This window comes from Motilibacter rhizosphaerae (genome assembly GCF_004216915.1).
Taxonomy (GTDB): Bacteria; Actinomycetota; Actinomycetes; order Motilibacterales; family Motilibacteraceae; genus Motilibacter; species Motilibacter rhizosphaerae.
On record NZ_SGXD01000004.1, the window covers coordinates 55,251 to 75,526 of the forward strand.

Sequence of the window (20,276 nt, forward strand, 5' to 3'; positions counted from 1 at the left end):
CGAGGTCAAGCAGCCCCTCAGCTGCTCTCGCGCACCTGGACCGAGTGGTCGACGAAGACCGCGCGGGGCGGGATGTCCCCGCCGCCGGCGATCCGCTCGGCGAGCAGGCTGAGCGCCGTACGCGCCAGCGACGCCTTGTCCGGCGACACGGTGGACAGCGAGGGCGAGCTGTAGCGCGTCTCCTCGATGTCGTCGAAGCCCACGACGGCCACGTCCTCGGGGACGCGCAACCCCGCCTCCTGCAGCCCGCGGAGCGCACCGAGGGCCAGCAGGTCGTTGAGGCAGAAGATCGCGTCGACCTTCTTGCGGCGGCTGAGCAGCCGGCGCACGGCCGCGGCGCCGTCGGCGCGGTGCCACTCCTCCGCCGGCACCACGAGCTTGGGGTCCGGGGAGAGTCCGCGAGCGGCCAGGGCCTCCTCGAAGCCCTGCAGGCGCAGCTCCGCCGTCCGGCCGCGCTCGCCGCGCTGCGACCCGATGACGGCGATCCGCTTGCGGCCGCGGTCGAGCAGGTGCTCCACCGCTTCCCGTGCCGCCGCCGTGTTGTCGATCGCCACGTGGTCCGCCAGGCCGGGGCTCACCCGCTCCCCGAGCAGCACGAGCGGCGTCCGCGCCGCGTGCACGCTGATCTCCTCGTCGGAGAGCGCCAGCGGGCTCAGCAGCAGACCGTCGATGAGGTTCGCGGAGATGCCGAGCGCAGCCTCGCGCTCCCGCTCGGCGAAGCCGCCCGTCTCGTCGACGAGCACCGTCCAGCCCCGCTCCGCTGCGGCCTGCACCACGTGGTGCGCCAGCTCGGCGAAGTAGGGGATGCTCAGCTCGGGCACGGCGAGCGCGATGAGGTCCGACTTCCCGCGCCGCAGCTGGCGGGCGGCCGCGTTGGGCTGGTAGCCGAGCTCGGCGATCGCCTCCTGCACGCGCTGCCGCGTCCTGTCGGAGACGTAGGGGTAGTCGTTGACGACGTTGGAGACCGTCTTGATCGACACGCCCGCGCGCGCAGCGACGTCCTTCAACCGTGCGTCCGGCTGCTTGGGCACGCTGGGACGGTAGCAGTCCTGCGGCCCGGCTGAGGGGTGGAAGCCCGACATGTCTCAATTGCGTAACACCCCCTTCACAACGTTGTCTCCAACGTTGTAAGACTGACGGGACACCTTCCCCAGCGCTGCCCAGAAGGAGCTCGTCGATGATCGACACGCCCACGTCCCCGCTGTCCCGCCGCCGGTTCCTCAGCCTGACCGGAGGAGTGGGAGCCGCGGCCGCGCTGGCCGCCTGCGGCGGGACCAGCAGCCCGGGCGGGTCCGCGGCGAGCGCCCCCCAGGCGAGCGACACCGGCAGCGGGGGGCAGGAGTACAGCGGGCCGGCCGTGACCCTGGCGTTCTGGAACGGCCTCACCGGCGGCGACGGTGACGTCATCAAGAAGATGGTCAACGAGTTCAACGCCCAGGCGAAGAACGTCAAGGTGACCATGAACATCTACCAGTGGGCGGACCTGTTCCAGAAGCTGCCCGCAGCGGTGAAGACGGGTCGTGGCCCCGACGTCGGCATCCTCCACATCGACGACATCCCCACCAACGCCGCCCGCGGGATCATCGTCCCCATCGACAAGGTCGTCACGGCCCTCGGACTGCAGGAGAGCGACTTCTCCCCCGCCGTGTGGCAGGGCGGCGTCTACAAGGGGCTGCGCTACGGCATCCCGCTCGACATCCACCCGCTGTGCATGTACTGGAACAAGGGCGTCCTGCAGAAGGCCGGGCTCGACCCCGAGAAGCCGCCGACGACCAAGGACGAGTTCATGTCCGCCCTCGACCAGCTCAAGGGCAAGGGCATCCAGGGCCACTGGGTCACCCCGTTCCAGTTCACCGGTGGCTTCGAGTTCCAGTCACTGCTCTGGCAGTACGGCGGCGACACCTTCGACTCCGGCCTGACCAAGGCGACCTTCGACTCCGACGCCGGCGTCCAGGCGCTGACCTGGATGGTCGACCTCGTCAAGAACGGCTACAGCCCGAAGAACGTCGGCCAGGACGCCGACTACGTCGCCTTCAAGAACAACAAGAACGCGTTCAACTTCAACGGCATCTGGCAGATCAACGACCTCAAGACCACGAGCCTGCAGTGGGGCTGCGGTCCCGTCCCGCAGATCGGCTCCAAGAAGGCCGTCTGGGGCAACTCGCACCAGTTCGTGCAGCTGCACCAGAACAGCCCCGACCAGCACAAGGTCGACGCCACGCGCTACTTCATCAACTGGATGAGCCAGCGCTCGGCGGAGTGGGCGACGAGCGGCAAGATCCCGGCGCGCAAGAGCGTCGCGGAGAGCGCGGACTTCAAGAACCTCTCCCCCGAGAACGCCCTCGCGGAGGAGGCGACCTACGTGCACTTCCCCCAGGCCGCGCCCGGCATCGGCGACGCGCTCGCCGAGATGTACACCGCGGTCAACAAGGCGGTGCTCATGAAGTCCTCGCCGCAGCAGGCGCTCTCCGACGGTGCGAAGAAGGCGACGCAGGTCCTGCAGGACAACAAGAAGAAGTACGGCGCCTGATGGCGACGACCCTCTCCCCCCGCCGCGCCACGCGCAGCACCCCGGCCGCGCGCAGGCGCGGCGGGGGCTGGGTCGCGTACCTCTTCATGCTGCCGTACCTCGTCATCTTCGGCGGCTTCATCGTCCTGCCGGCGGTCTACGGCATCTGGATCAGCCTGCACGACTACGACTTCGCCCTGCCGGTCAAGCCGTGGGTCGGGCTGCAGAACTACCAGGACCTGTTCTCCCCAGGCTCGCGGGTCTACTCCGAGTTCTGGGAGAGCATGCGCGCGACGGGGATCTTCACCGTCCTCAGCGTGCCGTGCCTCGTGGTCATCCCCCTGGGACTGGCCCTCCTGCTCAACCGCAAGTTCCCAGGCCGCACGTTCTTCCGCGCGATCTTCTTCCTGCCGTACGTCCTCGGCGTCGCCGTCATCGGCCTGCTCGCGCGCTACATCCTCGACCCCAACATCGGCGTCGTGAACTACTACCTCGGCAAGGTGGGCCTCAGCCACACCATCCCGTGGACGACCGACCTGCCGTGGGTCTGGGTCACCCTCGTCGGCGTCACGGTCTGGTGGACGCTGGGCTTCAACGCCGTCATCTACCTCGCCGGCCTGCAGGACATCCCGCCGGAGCTCTACGAGGCGGCGCGCATGGACGGCGCCGGGAAGGTGCAGCAGTTCCGCCACGTCACCCTGCCCGGACTCCGCCCCGTCCTCGTCTTCGTCGTGACGACCACGCTGCTCGCGTCGGCGAACATGTTCGGCCAGTCCTTCCTCATCACCAAGGGGGCTCCCGGCAACGCGACGCGAACGGCGATCGCGTACATCGCCGACGAGGGTCTCGTGAGCTTCCGCATGGGCTCGGCGGCCGCGATGAGCTACGTCCTCGCGCTGTTCCTGCTGGTCGTGAGCCTCGTCGTCTTCCGGCTGTTCCGTGAGAAGGAGGCGGCATGACCACCGTGCAGGAGACCCGCACCAGCAGGAGCACCTCTCCCACCGGCCAGTCCGGCTCACCCGCCCGCGGCCCCTGGCTGTCGCGTACGGCGTTCGCCCTCACGCTCGGGGTGCTCACCCTCGTCTTCCTCGGGCCGCTGGCGTGGATGTTCCTCACGTCGTTCAAGACGCAGAACGGCGCGACACAGCTGCCTCCGACGCTGCTGCCGCACCCGGCGACGACGTCCGGGTACCACCCGCTGCTCAACACCACGAGCCAGACGCCGGTGATCCACTGGTTCCTCAACAGCCTGCTCGCCGGGGCGGCGAACGCCGTGCTCGTGACGGTGACCGCCTCCCTCGCGGCGTACGCCGTGGCACGGATGGAGTTCCCCGGGCGCAGGCTGCTCTGGGGGATGGTCGTCGGGACGCTGTTCATCCCGCCGTTCCTCTTCCTCATCCCCAACTACATCATCGTGAGCAAGCTCGCCTGGCTCGACAGCCTCTGGGCGGTCATCGTGCCGAGCGCGGGCGGCGCGTTCGGCGTGTTCTTCCTGCGCCAGTTCTTCTCCTCGCTCCCCCACGAGCTGGAGGAGGCGGCGATGATCGACGGCGCCAACCGCTGGCAGATCTTCACCCGCGTCGTGCTGCCGCTCTCGCGGCCCGCGCTCTCGACCCTGCTCGTCCTGCAGTTCCTCACGAACTACAACGACTTCCTCTGGCCGATCTTCGTGCTCTTCAGCCCGGCGCACCTGACGCTGCCGGCGGGCCTGTCGATCCTGCAGGGGGCCTTCACCATCAACTACCCGGTGATCATGGCCGGGGCCGCGATCGCCAGCATCCCCGCGATCGTCCTCTTCGTCATCGCGCAGCGCTCCCTCGTCGAGAGCGTCTCGCGCAGCGGGCTCAAGGGCTGAGCCCTGCAGCCCCTCCTCCCCCACCCGGAGATCCGCATGCCCGACAGCCATCCCGACAGCCAGCCCGTCCCCCGTCCCGAGCACCCCCGCCCCCAGTTCGTCCGCCAGGAGTGGCGCAGCCTCAACGGCGAGTGGCAGTTCGAGGTCGACCAGGGCGACTCCGGCCTGGAGCGCGGCCTGCTCGAGGTGCCGCTCACCGGGACCATCACCGTGCCGTTCGTCCCCGAGTCCGCGCTCTCCGGGGTCGGGGAGACCGACTTCCTGGAGGCCGTGTGGTACCGCCGGGAGATCGACATCCCCGAGCAGTGGCGGGGGCAGCGCGTGCTGCTGCACTTCGGCGCCGTCGACCACGACACGACGGTCTGGGTCGACGGGCAGGAGGTCTGCCGCCACCGCGGGGGTTTCACCTCCTTCACCGCCGACGTCACCGACGCCGTCACCGCGGGGAGCACGAGCACGGTCGTCGTCCGCGCCCGCGACACGCGCCACGGCGTACAGGCCCGCGGGAAGCAGGCGACGTGGTTCGCCAACACCCACTGCAACTACACGCGCTCCACGGGCATCTGGCAGACGGTCTGGCTCGAGCCGGTGCCGCAGGTCCACCTGCGGCGGCCCCGCATCACGCCCGACGTCGCAGGGTCGGCCTTCCACCTCGAGCTGCCGGTGTCGGCGAACCGCCGCGGGTGGCGCATCCGGGCCACGCTCGCTGACCAGCAGGGCACGGTCGTCAGCGGGGAGGTCCGGGCCGACCTCGACCTCGCCCCGCGGCTCACGCTCGAGGTGCCGGAGGACCGGGTGCGGCTCTGGGCGCCCGGGCAGCCGCACCTCTACGACCTGCTGCTCGAGCTGCTCGACGAGGGCGGCGCGGTCGTCGACTCCGCCACGTCGTACGCCGGGCTGCGCTCCGTCGCGATCGACGGGCAGGCGCTGCTCCTCAACGGCGAGCGCGTCTTCCAGCGCCTCGTGCTCGACCAGGGCTACTGGCCGGAGTCGCTGATGACCGCGCCCAGCGACGAGGCACTGGTCCGGGACATCCAGCTCGGCCTCGACGCCGGCTTCAACGGCGCGCGGCTGCACCAGAAGGTGTTCGAGGAGCGCTACCTCTTCCACGCCGACCGCATGGGCTACCTCGTGTGGGGCGAGTTCGGCGACTGGGGCAGCTCGGGCGCCGGCCCCGAGGGGCACAACCAGCAGCCGACGGCGTCCTACGTCGCGCAGTGGGTCGAGGCGGTCGCCCGTGACTACAACCACCCCTCGATCGTCGGGTGGTGCCCGCTGAACGAGACCCACCAGCTGCTCCACGACCGGATGACCGTGCTCGACGACGTGACCGCGGCGATGTTCGCGGCGACGAAGCTCGCCGACCCGACCCGCCCCGTCATCGACGCCTCCGGCTACGCGCACCGGGTGCGCGAGACCGACGTCTACGACTCGCACTCCTACGAGCAGGACCCCGAGCGCTTCGCCGAGCTCATGGACGGTCTGGCCGAGGGCCGGCCCTTCGTCAACGCGCTGCCGGACGGCCGCGCCTACTCCTACCCGTACGCCGGGCAGCCCTACTTCTGCAGCGAGTTCGGCGGCATCTGGTGGAACCCGGAGGCCGCGGCGGCCGCGTCCGGCAACGACCAGGCCAGCTCGTGGGGCTACGGCCAGCGGCCCGCCAGCGAGGCCGAGGTCCTCGCCCGCTTCGAGGGGCTCGTGGGCGTGCTGCTCGACGACTCGCGGATGTTCGGCTACTGCTACACGCAGCTGACCGACACCTTCCAGGAGGAGAACGGCATCTACCGCTTCGACCGCAGCCCCAAGCTCGACCTGGAGCGCGTGCGCAAGGCGCAGACCCGGCGGGCGGCGTACGAGGGCTGACCCCTCATGCCGACGCTCCCGCTGCCGATCGGGTCGGCGGGGGGCGATCGGAGGCCGCGTGCGGCCGTGAGGGTGGAGGCAGCACAGCATGGAGTCGGAGCTTCAGCAGATCCTGGCGAGCGGGCTCGTGCGCAGCGTGCTCCAGCCCATCGTCGACCTGGAGCAGGGCGCCGTCGTCGCGTACGAGGCGCTGGCCCGCGGCCCGGAGGGCTCGGCGCTCGAGCGTCCCGACCTGCTGTTCGCCGCCGCCCGCGAGGGCGGCCTGCTGCGCGAGCTCGACGAGCTGTGCCGCAGGACCGCGCTGCGCGCCGGGATCGCCGCGGGGCTCCGCCCGCCGACCGCGCTGTTCGTCAACGTCGAGCCCGAGGTCCTCGACACCGCGGCCCTCGACGAGCTGCTGGCCATCGCGGCCGAGGCACCCGACGGCCTGCAGGTCGTGCTCGAGATCACCGAGCGCGCGATCGCGGCGCGGCCGGCCGAGCTGCTCGCCACCGTCACCGAGCTGCGCGCGGCCGGCTGGCACATCGCGCTGGACGACGTGGGCGCCGACGACCTCTCGCTGGCCTTCATGCCGCTGCTGCGCCCGGACATCGTCAAGCTCGACCTGCGCCTCGTCCAGGAGAGGCCGGGCCCGGCCGTCGCGGGCATCATGAACGCCGTCAACGCGTACGCCGAGCGGACCGGTGCCGTCCTGCTCGCCGAGGGCATCGAGCACGAGGGGCACGTCGCGGTCGCGCGCGCCCTGGGCGCCCGGCTGGGCCAGGGGTGGCTGTTCGGACGGCCCTCCCCCGCGCTCTCGCCCGTGCTGCCGGTCGGTGACCTGGCGCTGCCCCGGGTACCCGCCGCGCGCGCCGACGGCGCCTCGCCGTTCCGCTGCCTCCCGGCCGGCACCGTGCTGCGGCGCTCCTCCAAGCCGCTGCTGGTCGAGGTGAGCAAGCACCTCGAGCGCGAGGCGCTGCGCCTCGGCGGGACGGCGGTCGTCGTCTCGACGTTCCAGGAGGCCAAGCACGTCACCCCGCACACGGCGCACCGCTACCGCGAGCTGGCCGAGCGGGTCGGCTTCGTCGCCGCCATCGGGCAGGGGCTGCCGCGCGAGCCCGTCGCCGGCGTACGCGGCGCCGACCTGCTCGCCGAGGACCCGGTCCGCGACGAGTGGGACATCGCCGTGCTGGCGCCGCACTTCGCCGGCGCGCTGCTCGCCCGCGACCTCGGTGACACCGGGCCCGACCGGGAGCGGCAGTTCGAGTTCGCGCTCACCTACGACCGCGACGTCGTCGCCGACGCCGCCGGTGCGCTGCTCTCCCGCGTGCTGCCCGAGGAGGCCGTGCGCAGCGCCGTCGCCGCCACGCTGGCCGCGGAGCAGGGCGTGCAGCAGGAGGAGCAGCCGCAGGTCCGCAGCACCGCGGAGCCGCAGGACATGGAGCGCACGCTGCGCCGCGCGCTCGCGGCCACCGGCAACGGCGTCACCATCGCCGACATGACCCGCGCGGACCAGCCGCTGGTCTACGTCAACACCGCCTTCGAGCGGCTCACCGGGACGCGCGCCGAGGACGTCGTCGGCCGCAACTGCCGCTTCCTCCAGGGGGAGGGCACCGACCGCGAGGCGGTCGGCCGCCTGCGCGCGGCCGTGGCCGAGGGGCGCGAGGCGCGGGAGACCCTGCTCAACTACCGCGGCGACGACCGGTCGCCCTGGTGGAACGAGATCTACCTCGCCCCGGTGTTCGCCGACGACGGCCGCCTGGTGCAGTACATCGGCATCCAGAGCGACGTCACCGCGCGGGTGGAGGCGGAGGCGCGGCTGCGCGCCGAGCGGGAGCGGGCCGAGGCGTACGCCGCGGAGATCGAGTCGCTCGCCTACCGCGACCCGCTGACCGGCGCCCTCAACCGGCGCAAGCTGCCGGAGGTGCTGGAGAGCACGCTGCTGCACGCGCAGGTCTCGGGCACCGGCGTGGCCGTGCTGTACCTCGACCTCGACGGCTTCAAGCAGGTCAACGACGCCCATGGGCACCTCACCGGCGACGACCTGCTCAAGGCCACGGCCCACCGGCTGCAGACCCGCCTGCGCCGCGGTGACGTCGTCGCCCGGCTCGGCGGCGACGAGTTCCTCGTCGTGCTCGCCGGGCTGGACCGCGACGGCGCGTGGGACGAGGGCGAGCGCGTCGCCGGCGAGCTGGCGACCCTGCTGGCGCTGCCGGTGCAGACCCGGCGCGGTCAGATCGCGGTGCGGGCGAGCATCGGGGTCGGCGCGTACCCCCACGACGGCGCGGACTTCGACGCGCTGCTGCACGCCGCCGACCAGCGCATGTACGCCGTCAAGCACACCGCGCGCTAGCGCTGCCCGACGCCTACTCGACGACGACGTAGACCGGCTGGGGGCGCAGGGCCAGGACCTCGGCGGGGCGCATCACGCGGCCGCCGCGGTCACGGTCCTCGTCGCGGAACAGCTTGAACCCCGCGCGCACGAACGCCGGCCGCGTCGCGATGACCTGGTGGTAGGTGCCGGTCTTCGCGCCCGGGGTGCCGATGCCGTCGACGGTCTTGACGATGTCCACGCCCGGGTGGCGGTGCAGCCCCGCCTCGCCCGTGACGATCTGCGGCGCGAGCTGGTGGTAGACCATGACCTTCTCGGGCAGGTGCGCGTCCCGCACCACGCCCGAGAGGTACGCCGCCACCCCGTCGAGCTCGTGCCCGGTCGTGCGGCCGAAGACCCGCCCGGGCAGGTCGTGCGGGCCGACCGCCCACTCCGGGTCGAGGGCGACGCCGACGTCGGGCTCGCGCAGCCACCGCTCGTAGGCCTGCACCTCCGGCAGGAAGTCGGCCCGGCCGGGCTGGATCCCGAGCAGCAGCAGCCCGTGCGCCCGCCGCACCTCCGCGAGGTAGCGCCCGACGAGCTCGTCGTCGGCGCGGGCGCGGTACATCCCGTCGTCTCCCGCTCCCCCGCGCACGACCGTCGCGATCAGCTCGAAGACGGGGACGGGGCGACGACCCGGCCCGGCGTACGCGCGGGCGGCGGCGCGCACCTGGCGGGCCTTGTCCGACAGCGGGCCGATGCCGAGCACGCCGAGGCCCGGGGACAGCTCGTGGCCCGCCCAGCCGACGAGGACGTGGCCGGGGAACAGCGGGCCGCGCCCCCAGGGTGCCGCGGCGGTCGTCGGGGACGGGCGCGGTGCCGGCGTCGGAGCCGCGGTGGTGCCCGTGACGGTGGGCGCGGCAGTCGGCGACGCGGCTGCGTCCCGGTCGGCGGCGTCGGAGCCTCCCGTGCAGGCGGCCAGCGGCGCCAGGGCGAGCAGGGCCAGCGCGGCGAGGGGACGGAGTCGCACGCGGAGGAGCGTACCGGGGCATCTCGCCAGGATGTATCGGTACAATCCTGCCCTGTGCCGTCCTCCCCGCTGGTCCGCGCCCGCAGCTCCGTCGCCGCGCTGTTCGTCCTCATGGGCACGGTCAGCGGCAGCTGGGCCGGCCGCATCCCCGGGGTGCGGGCCCAGGTCGGCGTCTCCGAGGGCCGCTGGGGACTGCTCAGCACCGCCGGCACCGTCGGCTCGCTCGTCGGGATCGCCCTCGTCGCCTCGCTCGTGCGGCGGACGGGCCCGCGGCGCCTCGCGCTCGCCGGCGCCGCGCTGCTGCTCCTCGACGCGCCCGTGGCCGCGCTGTCCGGCGGGCCCCTCGCCCTCGTCGCCGCCCTGCTCGTGCAGGGCTTCGCCTTCAACCTGCTCTCGACGCCCATGAACGCGCAGGCCGTCGAGGTCGAGCGGGAGTACGCCCGCCCGATCCTCGCGACCTTCCACGCCTGCTTCAGCGTCGGTCAGCTCACTGGCGGCCTGCTCGGCATCCTCGCCGCGCAGGCCGGGCTCTCCCCCGCGCGGCAGCTCGGCGTCACCGCGGTCGTCCTCGCCGGGCTGCTGCTCGCCGCGTCGCACGGGCTCCCGGCCGACGTCCCTCCCCCCGCCCGGGAGCACCGGCGCGGCCTGCGCTCCCGGGTCACCCCGCAGCTCGCGCTGCTCGGCGCGATCGCCTTCTGCTCCTCGATCGGCGAGGGCGGGGCCGGGCAGTGGAGCGCGCTCTACACCAGCGACACCCTCGGCGCCGGGGCGGCGCTCGGCGCCGCGACGTTCTCCTGCTTCTCGCTCGCGATGTTCCTCGCCCGCAGCAAGGGCGACGTCATCGTCGCGCGGCTCGGCCGCGTCGCGTTCCTGCGCGCCGCCGCCCTGGTGGCCGCCTGCGGGATCGGCCTCGCCCTCGTGGGAGGAGTGCCCGCCACGGCGCTGATCGGCTTCGCCGTGCTCGGTCTCGGGCTGGGCTGCATCGTGCCCACGGCGTACGGGCTGGCGGGCAACCAGCCCGGCCTCACTCCTGGCGAGGGCATCTCGGTGGCGGTGCTCGGCCAGTGGCCGGCGTTCCTCCTCGGCCCGCCGCTCATCGGTGCGCTCGCGCAGGCCAGCAGCCTGCGCGTCGCCCTGCTCCTCGTCGTCGCTGCGGCGCTCGCGGTCACGATGCTGTCGACGCGGCTCCACGGCGCGGAGCGGGCACCCGTCACCGCCTGAGGCGTCAGGAGCCGATGCGGTCCAGCGCCTCCAGCACGACGTCGGACAGCTCGAGGCCGGCGGCCGCGACGTTCTCCCGCAGGTGCTCCACGGAGGACGTCCCGGGGATCAGCAGGATGTTCGGCGAGCGCTGCAGCAGCCAGGCGAGCGCGACGGCCATCGGCGTGGCGCCGAGCTGCTGGGCGACGGCGTCGAGCTCGGAGGACTGCAGGGGCGAGAAGCCGCCGAGCGGGAAGTACGGCACGTACGCGATGCCCTGCTCGGCCAGCGCGTCGACGAGCTCGTCGTCCTGGCGGTTGGCGATGTTGTACATGTTCTGCACGCAGACGACCGGCGTGATGGCCTGCGCCTCGGCGACCTGCTCCGCCGACACGGTGCTCAGCCCGACGTGCTTGACGAGGCCCTGCTGCTGCAGCTCGGCGAGCGCCTCGACCTTCCGCCCGATCGAGCCGCGGGTCGGGCGCTCCTGCCCGCCCACCCGCAGGTTCACGACGTCGAGGGCGTCGAGCCCGAGCCGCTCGAGGTTGTCGCGCACCTGCTGCTGGAGCTGGTGCGGCTCGCGCTGCTGCAGCCAGTTGCCCTTGTCGTCGCGGACGGCGCCGACCTTGGTGACGATGTGGAGGTCGTCGGGGTACGGCGACAGCGCCTCGCGGATGATCTCGTTGGTGATGTGCGGGCCGTAGAAGTCGGCCGTGTCGATGTGGGTGATGCCGAGCGACACCGCCTCGCGCAGCACCGCGACGGCAGCCGCGCGGTCCTTCGGCGGGCCGAAGACGTGAGGACCGGCGAGCTGCATGGCGCCGTAGCCGACGCGCGTGAGGACGACGTCGTCGGCGAGCGCGTACGTCCCGCCCGGCAGGGTGGTGGGAGTGCTGGTCATGTACGGGGTTCTCCTTCCCGGTGCGATGCTCCCAGCGTGCGCCTCGCCGCGCACCCGGGGCAGTGCTCCCGTCCTCCACGGACCAGCGGTCCGGGGAGCGGCAGGACCCCCTCTGGCCCGGCGCTAGTCCGGAGGCACGAGCATCGCCTGCGGCGCCGCCTGCTCCGCGCGCGTCCCCACCCAGGCGAGGACCTTCGAGGCGCCCTGCTCCGCCTCCCCCACGGCGGCGAGCAGCTGCTCGTCACGCTCGCCCTGCGCGACCTGGCCGAGCAGCGTCCAGCCCTGGTCCACCCAGGCGGCGAGGGCGTAGAGCTCCAGCAGGTCGAGCACGAGGCCGGTGCCGTCAGGCCCGTTGCCGGCGAGCGCGGCGCGGGCGATGCCGGGCGCGTGCGGCACGAGCGCAGCCGGCCCCAGCGCGCGCAGCTGCGCAGCGCGCGCGTCGCCGTGCTCGGCGAGCACGTGGGCCGTGTGGACCACGTCCGCCTCGGCCGCGTGCCGCTGGCCCACCTCGCGCAGCGCGGCCGCGAGCTGCTCCTCCCCCGCCAGCAGCTCGGCGACGAGGACGGGGAGCTGCCGTCCGCTCACCCCTCCTCCAGCGGGCGGACCCGGCAGGCGCCGATCTTGAACAGCGGCTGCTTCGAGACCGGGTCCCAGGCGGTGATGGTGAGCTCGTTCGCGGCGGTGTGCGGCTCGCCCTTGCGCTGGCCGTAGTGCCACGGGATGAACACCACACCCGTACGCGTCCGCCCGATCCGCACCTCGGCCTCCAGCGCCCCCCGCGGGGACTCGACACGGACCCGCTGTCCCGCAGCCACTCCTGCCGACTCGGCGTCCTCGGCGCTCAGCTCCACCCACACCCGAGGAGCCGCCTCACGCAGCTGGCGCGCGCGACCGGTCTTCGTCCGCGTGTGGAAGTGGTAGACCGTCCGCCCCGTCGTGAGGACCAGCGGGAACTCCGCGGACGGGACCTCGGGCGGCGGGGAGTGGTCCACGACGCGGAGGAACGCCCGACCTGCAGGCGCCATCGCCTTGTGCTGCTCCTCCGTCGTGCTGGCGCCGGTCTCCAGGTCCTGGCCCCAGCTCTCGGCGTAGTCCGTGTCCGTCCCGAAGTGCGCGTCGGGGTAGAGCCTGGCCGTCCCCGACGGGCGCTCCGCCGTCACCGGCCACTGCACCGGGCCCTCGGCGAGCCGCTCGTAGGTGAGGCCGGAGTAGTCGCAGGGGCGCCCCTTCGAGCACTCCTTCCACGCCTCGAAGACGTCCTCCGGTGTCTGCCAGGGAATGAGCGGCTGGCCGTCCTTGTCGCGGAAGTCCATGCGGCGGGCGTAGTCGAGCCAGATGTCGAGGTCGCTGCGGGACTCACCGTAGGGCTCGACGGCCTGCTGCGCGAGGTGCACGTAGCGGCTGGCGTTGGTGAAGGTGCCGGTCTTCTCGCCCCACATCGCGGAGGGCAGCACCACGTCGGCGAGCTCGGCGGTCTCGGTCAGGAAGCCGTCGTTGACGACGGTGAACAGCCTGTCCTGCTGCAGGATCTCGCGGATGCGCGGTAGCTCCGGCAGGGAGACCGCAGGGTTGGTCGCGCTGATCCAGAGGAAGCCGATCGACCCCTGCTCCGCGTAGCGCCAGATCTGCATGGCATGCGTCGGTGGCGCCCAGTGCGGGATCGTCGAGGGCTCGACGTTCCACAGCTCCGCGAGCTGCCGCACGTGCTCCTCGTTGCTCCAGTTGCGGAAGGCCGGCAGGTCGCCGTCGGCCCCGCACTCCCGGTTGTTCTGCGCGGTGGGCTGGCCGTTCATCTGCAGGACGCCGGCGCCCGGCCGCCCGATCATCGCGCGCAGCAGGTGGAGGTTGTTGACGGCGACGGAGGCCGCCGTCGCCTGGTGCGACTGGTAGAAGCCCTGGAGCACCGTGGACAGCACCCGGTCGCGGGTGCCGAAGATGCGCGCGGCATGGGCGATCTCGGCTGCCGGCACCCCGCACACCTCGGCGGTGCGGTCGAGCGTCCAGGGCTCCACGGTGCTGCGCATCTCCTCGAGCCCGATGGTGTGCGCCTGCACCCACGCCTCGTCCCACCAGCCGTGGTGCAGCAGCTCGCGCGTGAGCCCCAGCATGAGGGCCTGGTTGGTGCCGGGCAGCACACGCAGGTGCACGTCGGCCTTGGCCGCCACAGGCGTCTCGCGCGGGTCGACGAGCACGAGGGCGGGGCGGTCGGGTGCTTCGAGCCGGTCGAGCATCCGGCGCCAGAGGACGGTCTGCGTCTCGGCGACGTTGTGTCCCCACAGGAACAGCGCATCGCAGTGCTCGATGTCGTCATAGGTCCCCGGCTGGCCGTCCGTGCCGAAGCTCTCCTTCAGCGAGGCGGCCGCGGTCGCGGTGCAGAGGCGCGTGTTCCCGTCCATGTGTGGCGTTCCGATGCCGGCCTTGCCGATCACGCCGAGCGCGTAGTACTCCTCGAGCATGAGCTGGCCGGAGGTGTAGAACCCCATGCCCAGCGGGCCCTTCTCGGCCAGCACCCGGCGCGATGCCTGCACGACGGCATCCATCGCCTCGTCCCAGCCGACCTCGACGAGCTCGCCGTCCTTGCGCAGCAGGGGGCGGGACAGCCGCTCGCGCGAGTGCGACCACGGGGTGCTGGCGAACAGCCCCTTCGGCCCCAGCCGCCCGAGGTTGACCGGGTCGGAGGCGCGGCCGCGTACGCCGACCATCCGCCCGCCCGCGACGGCGATCTCGCAGCCGCAGCCGTTGCTGCAGAGCACGCAGGCCGAGGGGACCCACCGCTCCACGGCGTCCTCGCCCGTCCCGGGCTCCAGCCACAGGTCCTGGCGCACCGACCACGGCGTGCCCTGCGGATGGGGGGCGGCGAGCCCCCACGGGTCCTCGATGCGGTCGACGCTGACCTCGCGCTCCACGGTCACGAGGCGGGCCTACCCAGCGACAGGTGCTGTGATGCAACTGTCCGGGCGCGGGGGCGGCGGGTAGCGTGCGCGCGTGGCTAGGACGCGCGCCGAGCGGGTACGCCGGTGATCATGAGCTTCGAGCCGCGCCGTGCGGTGGTGACGGGGAGCGAGTCGGGCATCGGGCGCGCCACCGCCGTGGCCCTGGCCCGCGCCGGGTGCGACGTGGGCGTCACGTGGTACCGCGAGGAGGAGGCGGCTGAGCGGACCGCGGACGAGGTACGCGCCCTGGGCCGCCGCGCGGAGGTGCGCCACCTCGACCTCACCCGGTTGCCGGAGGCCGCCGGTGCGGTGGACGAGCTGGCCGACGCCCTGGGCGGGATCGACGTCCTCGTCAACGACGCCGGGGTGGGCGTCAGCGCGCCGTTCCTCGAGATGGCGTACGACGACTGGCGCCGGGTGCTGTCGGTCGACCTCGACGGCGCGTTCCTCTGCGCGCAGCGCGCCGCGCGGCGCATGGTCGCGCAGGGCGCGGGCGGGCGGATCGTCAACGTCACGAGCATCCACGAGCACCTGCCGCTGCTCGGGAACGCGGCGTACTCCGCGGCGAAGGGCGGGCTGGGCCTGCTGACCAAGGCGATGGCGCTCGAGCTGGCCCAGCACGGCATCACGGTCAACGCGGTCGCCCCCGGCGAGATCGCCACGCCGATGACGGGGCAGGAGGACGAGGACCCCCGCTCCGACGGCATGGCCGGGCAGGACCGGCCGGGCGTGCCCGTCGGGCGGCCGGGCGACGCGCGGGAGGTCGCCGCGACCATCGCCTTCCTCGCCTCGCCCGACGCGGCGTACGTCACGGGCGCGAGCTGGCTCGTCGACGGCGGCATGCAGCTCATGGGCCCGGTCGCCGGGCCCCACCTCCGCGACCGCTCCTGGCTGCAGCAGTGACCACCCCCACCTCCCCCAGCGAAAGGCCCCCCGTGACCCACGCCCAGCACCTGCTCGACGGCACCTGGAGCACCGACGGCGTCAGCTCCTTCGACATCCTCGACCCGTCCGACGGCTCGCTCGTCGGGACGGTCCCCGTCGCCGGCCCCGAGCAAGTCGCCGCTGCCCTCGCCGCCGCCGGCAAGGCCCGCGAGGCCTGGGCGCGGACGGCGCCGGGCGAGCGCGGGGCCTGGCTGGCGGGCGCTGCGCTGCGGGTCCGTGAGGCGGCCGACGAGCTCGCCGAGCTCACCCGCCGCGAGATGGGCAAGCCGCTCGACGACGCGCGCGGCGGTGTGCTCGCGGGGGCCGGCACCCTCGCGCAGTACGCCGAGCTCGGCCCGCTGCACCGCGGGCGCGCCCTGCAGGGCGGCTGGGGCGCGACCGACCTCATGGTCGCGCAGCCGCGAGGCGTCGTGGCCGCGGTCGTCCCCTGGAACGACCCGGTCGCCGTGGCCTGCGGGCTGCTCGGCGCCGCGCTCGTCACCGGCAACGTCGTCGTGCTCAAGCCCAGCGAGCGCGCCACCCACGTCGCGGTGCGCCTGGCCGAGATCCTCGCCGAGGACCTCCCGGCCGGGGTGCTCACCGTGCTCTGCGGCGACGGTTCGACCGGCGCGCTGCTCGCCGCGGCCGAGGGCGTCGACGTCGTCGCGCACGTCGGCTCCACCGCGACCGGCCGCTCCATCGCCGAGGCCACCGCGCGGACGGGCGCCAAGACGCTGCTGGAGAACGGCGGCAACGACCCCCTCGTCGTCGACGCGGGCGTCGACCCCGCGTGGGCGGCGGCGCAGGCGGCTCTCGGCTCCTTCGCGAACGCCGGCCAGATCTGCACCTCCGTCGAGCGCATCTACGTCCACGCCGACGTGGCCGAGCCCTTCCTGGCCGCGCTGGTCGAGCGCGCCCGGACGTTCGCCATCGGCCCGCTCGTCGACCGTCGCATGCGCGACGCGGTCCACGCCCACGTGGCGGCCGCGGTCGAGGCAGGCGCGACCGTGCTCACCGGCGGCGAGGTCCCGGACGGGCCGGGGGCGGCGTACCCCTGCACCGTCCTCTCCGGCTGCACCGAGGACATGGACGTCATGCGCGAGGAGACCTTCGGCCCGGTTGCGCCGGTGCGCGTCGTCGCGTCGTTCGACGAGGCGCTCGCGCTCGCCTGCGCCGGCCCGTACGGCCTGGCGGCGACGGTGCTCACCGCCGACCAGGAGCACGCCCAGCGCGCCTGGCGCGAGCTGCCGGTCGGCACCGTGAAGGTCAACGCGGTCTTCGGCGGGGCGCCCGGCGGGGCTGCCCAGCCGCGCGGCCGTTCGGGCTCCGGGTTCGGCTACGGCCCCGAGCTGCTCGACGAGATGACGACGACGAAGGTCGTCCACCTGGAGCCCGCTCCGCGCTCGTGACGGGGGCCCCGGGGACGAGTTGACCGGGTTTTGGCCAACTTCGCCCCGGGCACGATCTCCGACGTCAGAGACGAAGGACCCCCAGCGGAAGGACGATGCAGATGAGCACGGTCGAGCAGAGCATCGACGTCGATGTCCCGGTGAGCGCCGCCTACAACCAGTGGACGCAGTTCGCCGAGTTCCCGAACTTCATGGAGGGCGTCGAGCGCATCGACCAGACCAGCGACACGATGACCCACTGGGTCACCGAGATCGCCGGCCAGAAGCGCGAGTTCGACGCCGAGATCACCGAGCAGCACCCCGACGAGCGCGTCGCGTGGAAGTCCGTGGACGGCACGTCCCACGCGGGCGTCGTCACCTTCCACCGCCTCGACGCCGCCAAGACCCGCGTCATGGTGCAGATGGACTACCAGCCCGAGGGCTTCGTCGAGCAGGCCGGCGACAAGCTCGGCTTCGTCGAGCGCCGCGTCAAGGGCGACCTCGAGCGCTTCAAGACCTTCATCGAGTCGCGCGGGGGCCAGGAGACCGGCGCGTGGCGCGGCGACGTGCAGGCGCCCCCGACCGCCTGACCGGCAGCACCAGCGAGCCCCGGCAGCCACGCGCTGCCGGGGCTCCTGCGTACGCTCCCCCGCGTGACGCCGCTCGACCTGCTCGCCTGCCCCGTCTGCCGCGGCGCGCTCTCCTCCACGCCCAGCGGCGCGGAGTGCGGGCGCGGCCACGCGTACGACCGGGCCCGGCAGGGCTACCTCAGCCTGCTCCAGCCGGGCGCGCACACCGGCACCGGGGACGAGCCGGGCCAGGTGGCCGCGCGCCAGCGCTTCCTCGCCGCCGGCTGGTACGCCCCGCTGCGCGACCGCCTCGCGGAGCTGGCCGCGGGCCTCGAGCTGCCGGCGGGCGGCGTGGTCGACCTCGGCGCCGGGACCGGCTGGTACGCCGCCGCCGTCCTCGACGCGCTGCCCGGTCGTCCCGGGCTCGCCCTCGACACCTCCAAGCCCGCCCTGCGCCTGGCGGCACGGGCGCACGAGCGGCTGCTCGCCGTCGCGGCGGACGTCTGGGCGCCGCTGCCCGTGGGCGACGGCGCCGCCGCGCTCGCCCTCGTGGTCTTCGCGCCCCGCGCGCCCGCCGAGACGGCCCGCGTCCTGGCACCCGCCGGCGTCCTGCTGACGGTCACGCCGGGGCCCGGGCACCTGCGCGAGCTGCGGGAGGAGGCCGCGCTCATCGGCATCGAGGCCGGCAAGGAGGAGCGGCTGGAGGAGCAGCTCGGCGCGCACCTCGAGCCGCTGGACCGCGAGGAGCTGGCGCTGCCGCTGGAGCTCGACCCGGCGGCCGCCGGTGACCTCCACGCGATGACGCCCTCGGCACGGCACACGACGTGGGAGCCCCGGGCGGTGCGGGCCACCGCGGAGTTCGTCCTGCGCGGCTGGCGCAGGCGCTAGCTCAGACCGCCTGGCGGAGCGAGATCTCCGTGGCGAAGGCCTCCCGCAGCGAGTGGAGCATCCCGACGCCCGGCCACGTCGTGACGTCGTGGCCGCCGGTGAGCTTCGGGTGCGAGTGGGTCGAGCCGGGCTCCTGGGTCGGCGTCACGCGGGCGCCGAGCTCGACGAGGTCGCCCGCCGGCAGCGCCTGCGCCAGGCGCGGGAGCAGCCCGTGGCGCTGGTCGGACGCGAGCTCCGCGGCGTAGTCGGCGACGGCGTCCAGGGCCGGGCCGCCGGTCGCCATGTCGAGCGCCTCGAGGCCGCCGACGAGCTCCTCGAGCCGGTCGAGCCGGGCGACCTCGCGGTCCACCACGGCGGGGCCGTCGTCGAGCACCTCGGCGGCGACCGGGAGGAGGAACGCCCGCTCGTACGCGCTGAGCCGGACCGCCTCCAGCGCGAGCTTGCCGACGAGGGAGTTGGCGGCGCGGTTCTCGCGCTCGCGCTGCACCCGGGCGAGCTCGGCGATCTGCACGAGGTCGCGCAGGTAGCCGGCGAACAGGGCGTCGAGCGGCGTACGGGAGGTCATGATCGAGGAGTACCCCGCCGGCGCGGGTTGACTCACCCGTGGCGCGTGTCGGCGACGGGCGTGGGCAGCCGCTCCCAGCGGTCCTCGACGCGGTCGGCCTGCGCCACCGCGGCGAGCAGCATCGTGGCGGCCAGGGCGGCGGCGACCGCGACGAGCCCGACCCGGCGGGGGGCCGCCGGGTCCAGCAGGGCGCGGACGCGCTCCGCGGAGTCACCCCCGCCGGCGGCGAGGCCGGCCGCCGGGGCGCGTGTCGCGAGCGCGGCCCGCGCGAGGCTGCGCGCCGCGACCGTACGGTCCCCCACCTCGCGGGCGGCGACCTCGTCGGCCCACCGCTCGACCTGCTGGGCGCTGACCCGGACGACCGGGCGGAGCAGCGGGTTGGCGACGGCGCAGGCGCGGACGAGCAGCCGGTGCAGGTGGTGCCGGTGGCGCAGGTGGGCCCGCTCGTGGGCGAGGAGCACGGCGCGCTCCTGCGGCTCGAGCAGGGCGAGCATGCCGGTCGAGACGACGACGAGGCCCCCCGCGGCGGGCACGGCGTAGGCCTCGGGAGCGCTCTCCTCGACGACGAGCAGGCCGTCCGGCGGTCGCACCGCCGGGCAGGCCCGACGCGCCCGCCACCAGTCGCGCGCCGCGGGGCCGGCGACCGGCAGCACCGCGAGCAGGCCGACCCCGGTGCAGGCGACGGCGAGCCCGGCGATGACCGGTCCCCCGGGGCGCGGGCTGCGCGGCCACAGCTCGACCAGCTCGCCCAGCGAGAGCCCCGAGACGAGCGCGACCAGCGTCACCACGGTGGAGGCGGCGCAGCCCAGGGCCAGCAGCCCGAGCAGCCACGTCGCGGTCGCCGGGTGCAGCCGACGGGCCACGGCGGGGGCGCAGCGCGCGAGGACGAGGGCCTCGACCACGGGCGCGACGAGCGCGGCGGGGCCGACGAGCACGGGGGCTAGCCGCCCGCTGCGGCCGAGCCGGGTGCCCGCTCGGCCTGCGCCAGCAGGTCGGCCAGCACGGCCTCGTCGTCGGCGGGCAGCTCGGCGACGAAGCGGGCCAGCACCCCACGCCGGTCGGCCCCGGAGTCGAGCAGCTTGCGCATCCGCCGTGCGGCCACGCGGACCTCGACGCTGTCCGGGCCGGAGACGGCGGCGTAGAGGTAGGCGCGGCCCGCGCGCTCGCGCGTCACCAGCCCCTTGTCGTGCAGGCGCACGAGCACCGTCGTCACCGTGGTGTAGGCCAGCTCGGCGCCCTGGTCCAGCGCCCGCTGCACCGCTGCCGGCGTGAGCGGCTCGGGCGCTGCGGCGAGCACGGCGAGGACCTCGGCCTCGAGCGAGCCGCGCGGGCGGCGGACGGAGCTGATCACGGAGCGCACC

The 20,276-nt window shown here is 74.0% G+C and carries 18 protein-coding genes; 10 read left to right on the forward strand and 8 right to left on the reverse strand.

The annotated features are described in order from the left end of the window. Positions 1-17: 17 nt before the first annotated feature. Positions 18-1,031: a LacI family DNA-binding transcriptional regulator gene (locus EV189_RS15345; protein ID WP_231116447.1), complete on the reverse strand. Its 1,014-nt coding sequence runs from the start codon at positions 1,029-1,031 to the stop codon at positions 18-20. A 146-nt stretch (positions 1,032-1,177) separates the two neighbouring features. Here EV189_RS15345 and EV189_RS15350 point away from each other — a divergent pair, with 146 nt between their 5' ends. The 5 genes from EV189_RS15350 (at position 1,178) to EV189_RS15370 (ending at position 8,559) form a co-directional block, all read left to right on the forward strand. Continuing rightward, positions 1,178-2,530: an ABC transporter substrate-binding protein gene (locus tag EV189_RS15350; RefSeq protein ID WP_130493876.1), complete on the forward strand. Its 1,353-nt coding sequence runs from the start codon at positions 1,178-1,180 to the stop codon at positions 2,528-2,530. Further along, positions 2,530-3,468, forward strand: coding sequence for a carbohydrate ABC transporter permease (locus tag EV189_RS15355; protein ID WP_130493877.1), 939 nt, complete (start codon positions 2,530-2,532; stop codon positions 3,466-3,468). The genes EV189_RS15350 and EV189_RS15355 overlap by 1 nt, the downstream gene beginning before the upstream one ends. After that, a complete protein-coding gene (locus EV189_RS15360) occupies positions 3,465-4,364 on the forward strand; it encodes a carbohydrate ABC transporter permease (RefSeq protein WP_130493878.1) in 900 nt (299 codons plus the stop codon). Before EV189_RS15355 ends, EV189_RS15360 begins: the two co-directional genes overlap by 4 nt. 36 nt (positions 4,365-4,400) lie before the next feature. Continuing rightward, entirely contained in the window at positions 4,401-6,227 is a 1,827-nt protein-coding gene (locus EV189_RS15365) for a glycoside hydrolase family 2 protein (protein ID WP_130493879.1), read from the forward strand. Positions 6,228-6,315: 88 nt separating this feature from the next. After that, positions 6,316-8,559, forward strand: a complete 2,244-nt coding sequence (locus EV189_RS15370) for a diguanylate cyclase domain-containing protein (protein WP_130493880.1) — start codon at positions 6,316-6,318, stop codon at positions 8,557-8,559. Between the two features lie 13 nt (positions 8,560-8,572). On the opposite strand, the gene EV189_RS15375 is transcribed toward EV189_RS15370, so the two are convergent. After that, complete coding sequence (locus EV189_RS15375; protein ID WP_231116448.1) at positions 8,573-9,547, reverse strand: hypothetical protein; 975 nt, start codon at positions 9,545-9,547, stop codon at positions 8,573-8,575. 54 nt (positions 9,548-9,601) lie between these two features. On the opposite strand from EV189_RS15375, the gene EV189_RS15380 reads away from it, so the two are divergent. Then, positions 9,602-10,768: an MFS transporter gene (locus EV189_RS15380; RefSeq protein ID WP_130493881.1), complete on the forward strand. Its 1,167-nt coding sequence runs from the start codon at positions 9,602-9,604 to the stop codon at positions 10,766-10,768. A gap of 4 nt (positions 10,769-10,772) precedes the next feature. Here EV189_RS15380 and EV189_RS15385 read toward each other — a convergent pair whose 3' ends face one another. The 3 genes from EV189_RS15385 to EV189_RS15395 all read right to left on the reverse strand — a co-directional run bounded on the left by EV189_RS15385 (position 10,773) and on the right by EV189_RS15395 (position 14,560). Further along, complete coding sequence (locus EV189_RS15385) at positions 10,773-11,648, reverse strand: aldo/keto reductase family oxidoreductase (RefSeq protein WP_130493882.1); 876 nt, start codon at positions 11,646-11,648, stop codon at positions 10,773-10,775. Between the two features lie 123 nt (positions 11,649-11,771). Beyond that, complete coding sequence (locus tag EV189_RS15390; protein WP_130493883.1) at positions 11,772-12,233, reverse strand: hypothetical protein; 462 nt, start codon at positions 12,231-12,233, stop codon at positions 11,772-11,774. After that, positions 12,230-14,560 (reverse strand): molybdopterin oxidoreductase family protein, encoded by a 2,331-nt coding sequence (locus tag EV189_RS15395; RefSeq protein WP_231116449.1) that lies wholly within the window; start codon positions 14,558-14,560, stop codon positions 12,230-12,232. The genes EV189_RS15390 and EV189_RS15395 overlap by 4 nt, the downstream gene beginning before the upstream one ends. Before the next feature lie 111 nt (positions 14,561-14,671). On the opposite strand from EV189_RS15395, the gene EV189_RS15400 reads away from it, so the two are divergent. The 4 genes from EV189_RS15400 to EV189_RS15415 all read left to right on the forward strand — a co-directional run bounded on the left by EV189_RS15400 (position 14,672) and on the right by EV189_RS15415 (position 18,350). Beyond that, positions 14,672-15,484 carry an SDR family oxidoreductase gene (locus EV189_RS15400; protein WP_130493884.1) on the forward strand — a complete coding sequence of 271 codons (813 nt, stop codon included), beginning with the start codon at positions 14,672-14,674 and terminating at the stop codon, positions 15,482-15,484. A gap of 50 nt (positions 15,485-15,534) precedes the next feature. Beyond that, complete coding sequence (locus EV189_RS15405; RefSeq protein ID WP_130494114.1) at positions 15,535-16,914, forward strand: aldehyde dehydrogenase family protein; 1,380 nt, start codon at positions 15,535-15,537, stop codon at positions 16,912-16,914. Positions 16,915-17,015: 101 nt separating this feature from the next. Further along, positions 17,016-17,483 (forward strand): SRPBCC family protein, encoded by a 468-nt coding sequence (locus EV189_RS15410; RefSeq protein WP_130493885.1) that lies wholly within the window; start codon positions 17,016-17,018, stop codon positions 17,481-17,483. A gap of 63 nt (positions 17,484-17,546) precedes the next feature. Further along, complete coding sequence (locus EV189_RS15415) at positions 17,547-18,350, forward strand: putative RNA methyltransferase (protein WP_130493886.1); 804 nt, start codon at positions 17,547-17,549, stop codon at positions 18,348-18,350. Position 18,351: 1 nt separating this feature from the next. On the opposite strand, the gene EV189_RS15420 is transcribed toward EV189_RS15415, so the two are convergent. From EV189_RS15420 to EV189_RS15430, 3 genes are read right to left on the reverse strand one after another with little or no spacing between them, the layout of a single operon-like run. After that, complete coding sequence (locus EV189_RS15420; protein ID WP_130493887.1) at positions 18,352-18,951, reverse strand: hypothetical protein; 600 nt, start codon at positions 18,949-18,951, stop codon at positions 18,352-18,354. Further along, positions 18,948-19,850 (reverse strand): M48 family metalloprotease, encoded by a 903-nt coding sequence (locus tag EV189_RS15425; RefSeq protein ID WP_130493888.1) that lies wholly within the window; start codon positions 19,848-19,850, stop codon positions 18,948-18,950. The genes EV189_RS15420 and EV189_RS15425 overlap by 4 nt, the downstream gene beginning before the upstream one ends. A 5-nt stretch (positions 19,851-19,855) precedes the next feature. Next, positions 19,856-20,275: a BlaI/MecI/CopY family transcriptional regulator gene (locus EV189_RS15430; RefSeq protein ID WP_231116450.1), complete on the reverse strand. Its 420-nt coding sequence runs from the start codon at positions 20,273-20,275 to the stop codon at positions 19,856-19,858. Between the last annotated feature and the right edge of the window lies 1 nt (position 20,276).

Coding starts and splice junctions, on each gene's coding strand:
- EV189_RS15350 (WP_130493876.1), top strand. CDS start 1,178: ATGATCGACACGCCCACGTCCCCGCTGTCCCGCCGCCGGTTCCTCAGC.
- EV189_RS15355 (WP_130493877.1), top strand. CDS start 2,530: ATGGCGACGACCCTCTCCCCCCGCCGCGCCACGCGCAGCACCCCGGCC.
- EV189_RS15370 (WP_130493880.1), top strand. CDS start 6,316: ATGGAGTCGGAGCTTCAGCAGATCCTGGCGAGCGGGCTCGTGCGCAGC.
- EV189_RS15400 (WP_130493884.1), top strand. CDS start 14,672: ATGAGCTTCGAGCCGCGCCGTGCGGTGGTGACGGGGAGCGAGTCGGGC.
- EV189_RS15360 (WP_130493878.1), top strand. CDS start 3,465: ATGACCACCGTGCAGGAGACCCGCACCAGCAGGAGCACCTCTCCCACC.
- EV189_RS15410 (WP_130493885.1), top strand. CDS start 17,016: ATGAGCACGGTCGAGCAGAGCATCGACGTCGATGTCCCGGTGAGCGCC.
- EV189_RS15365 (WP_130493879.1), top strand. CDS start 4,401: ATGCCCGACAGCCATCCCGACAGCCAGCCCGTCCCCCGTCCCGAGCAC.
- EV189_RS15385 (WP_130493882.1), bottom strand. CDS start 11,648: ATGACCAGCACTCCCACCACCCTGCCGGGCGGGACGTACGCGCTCGCC.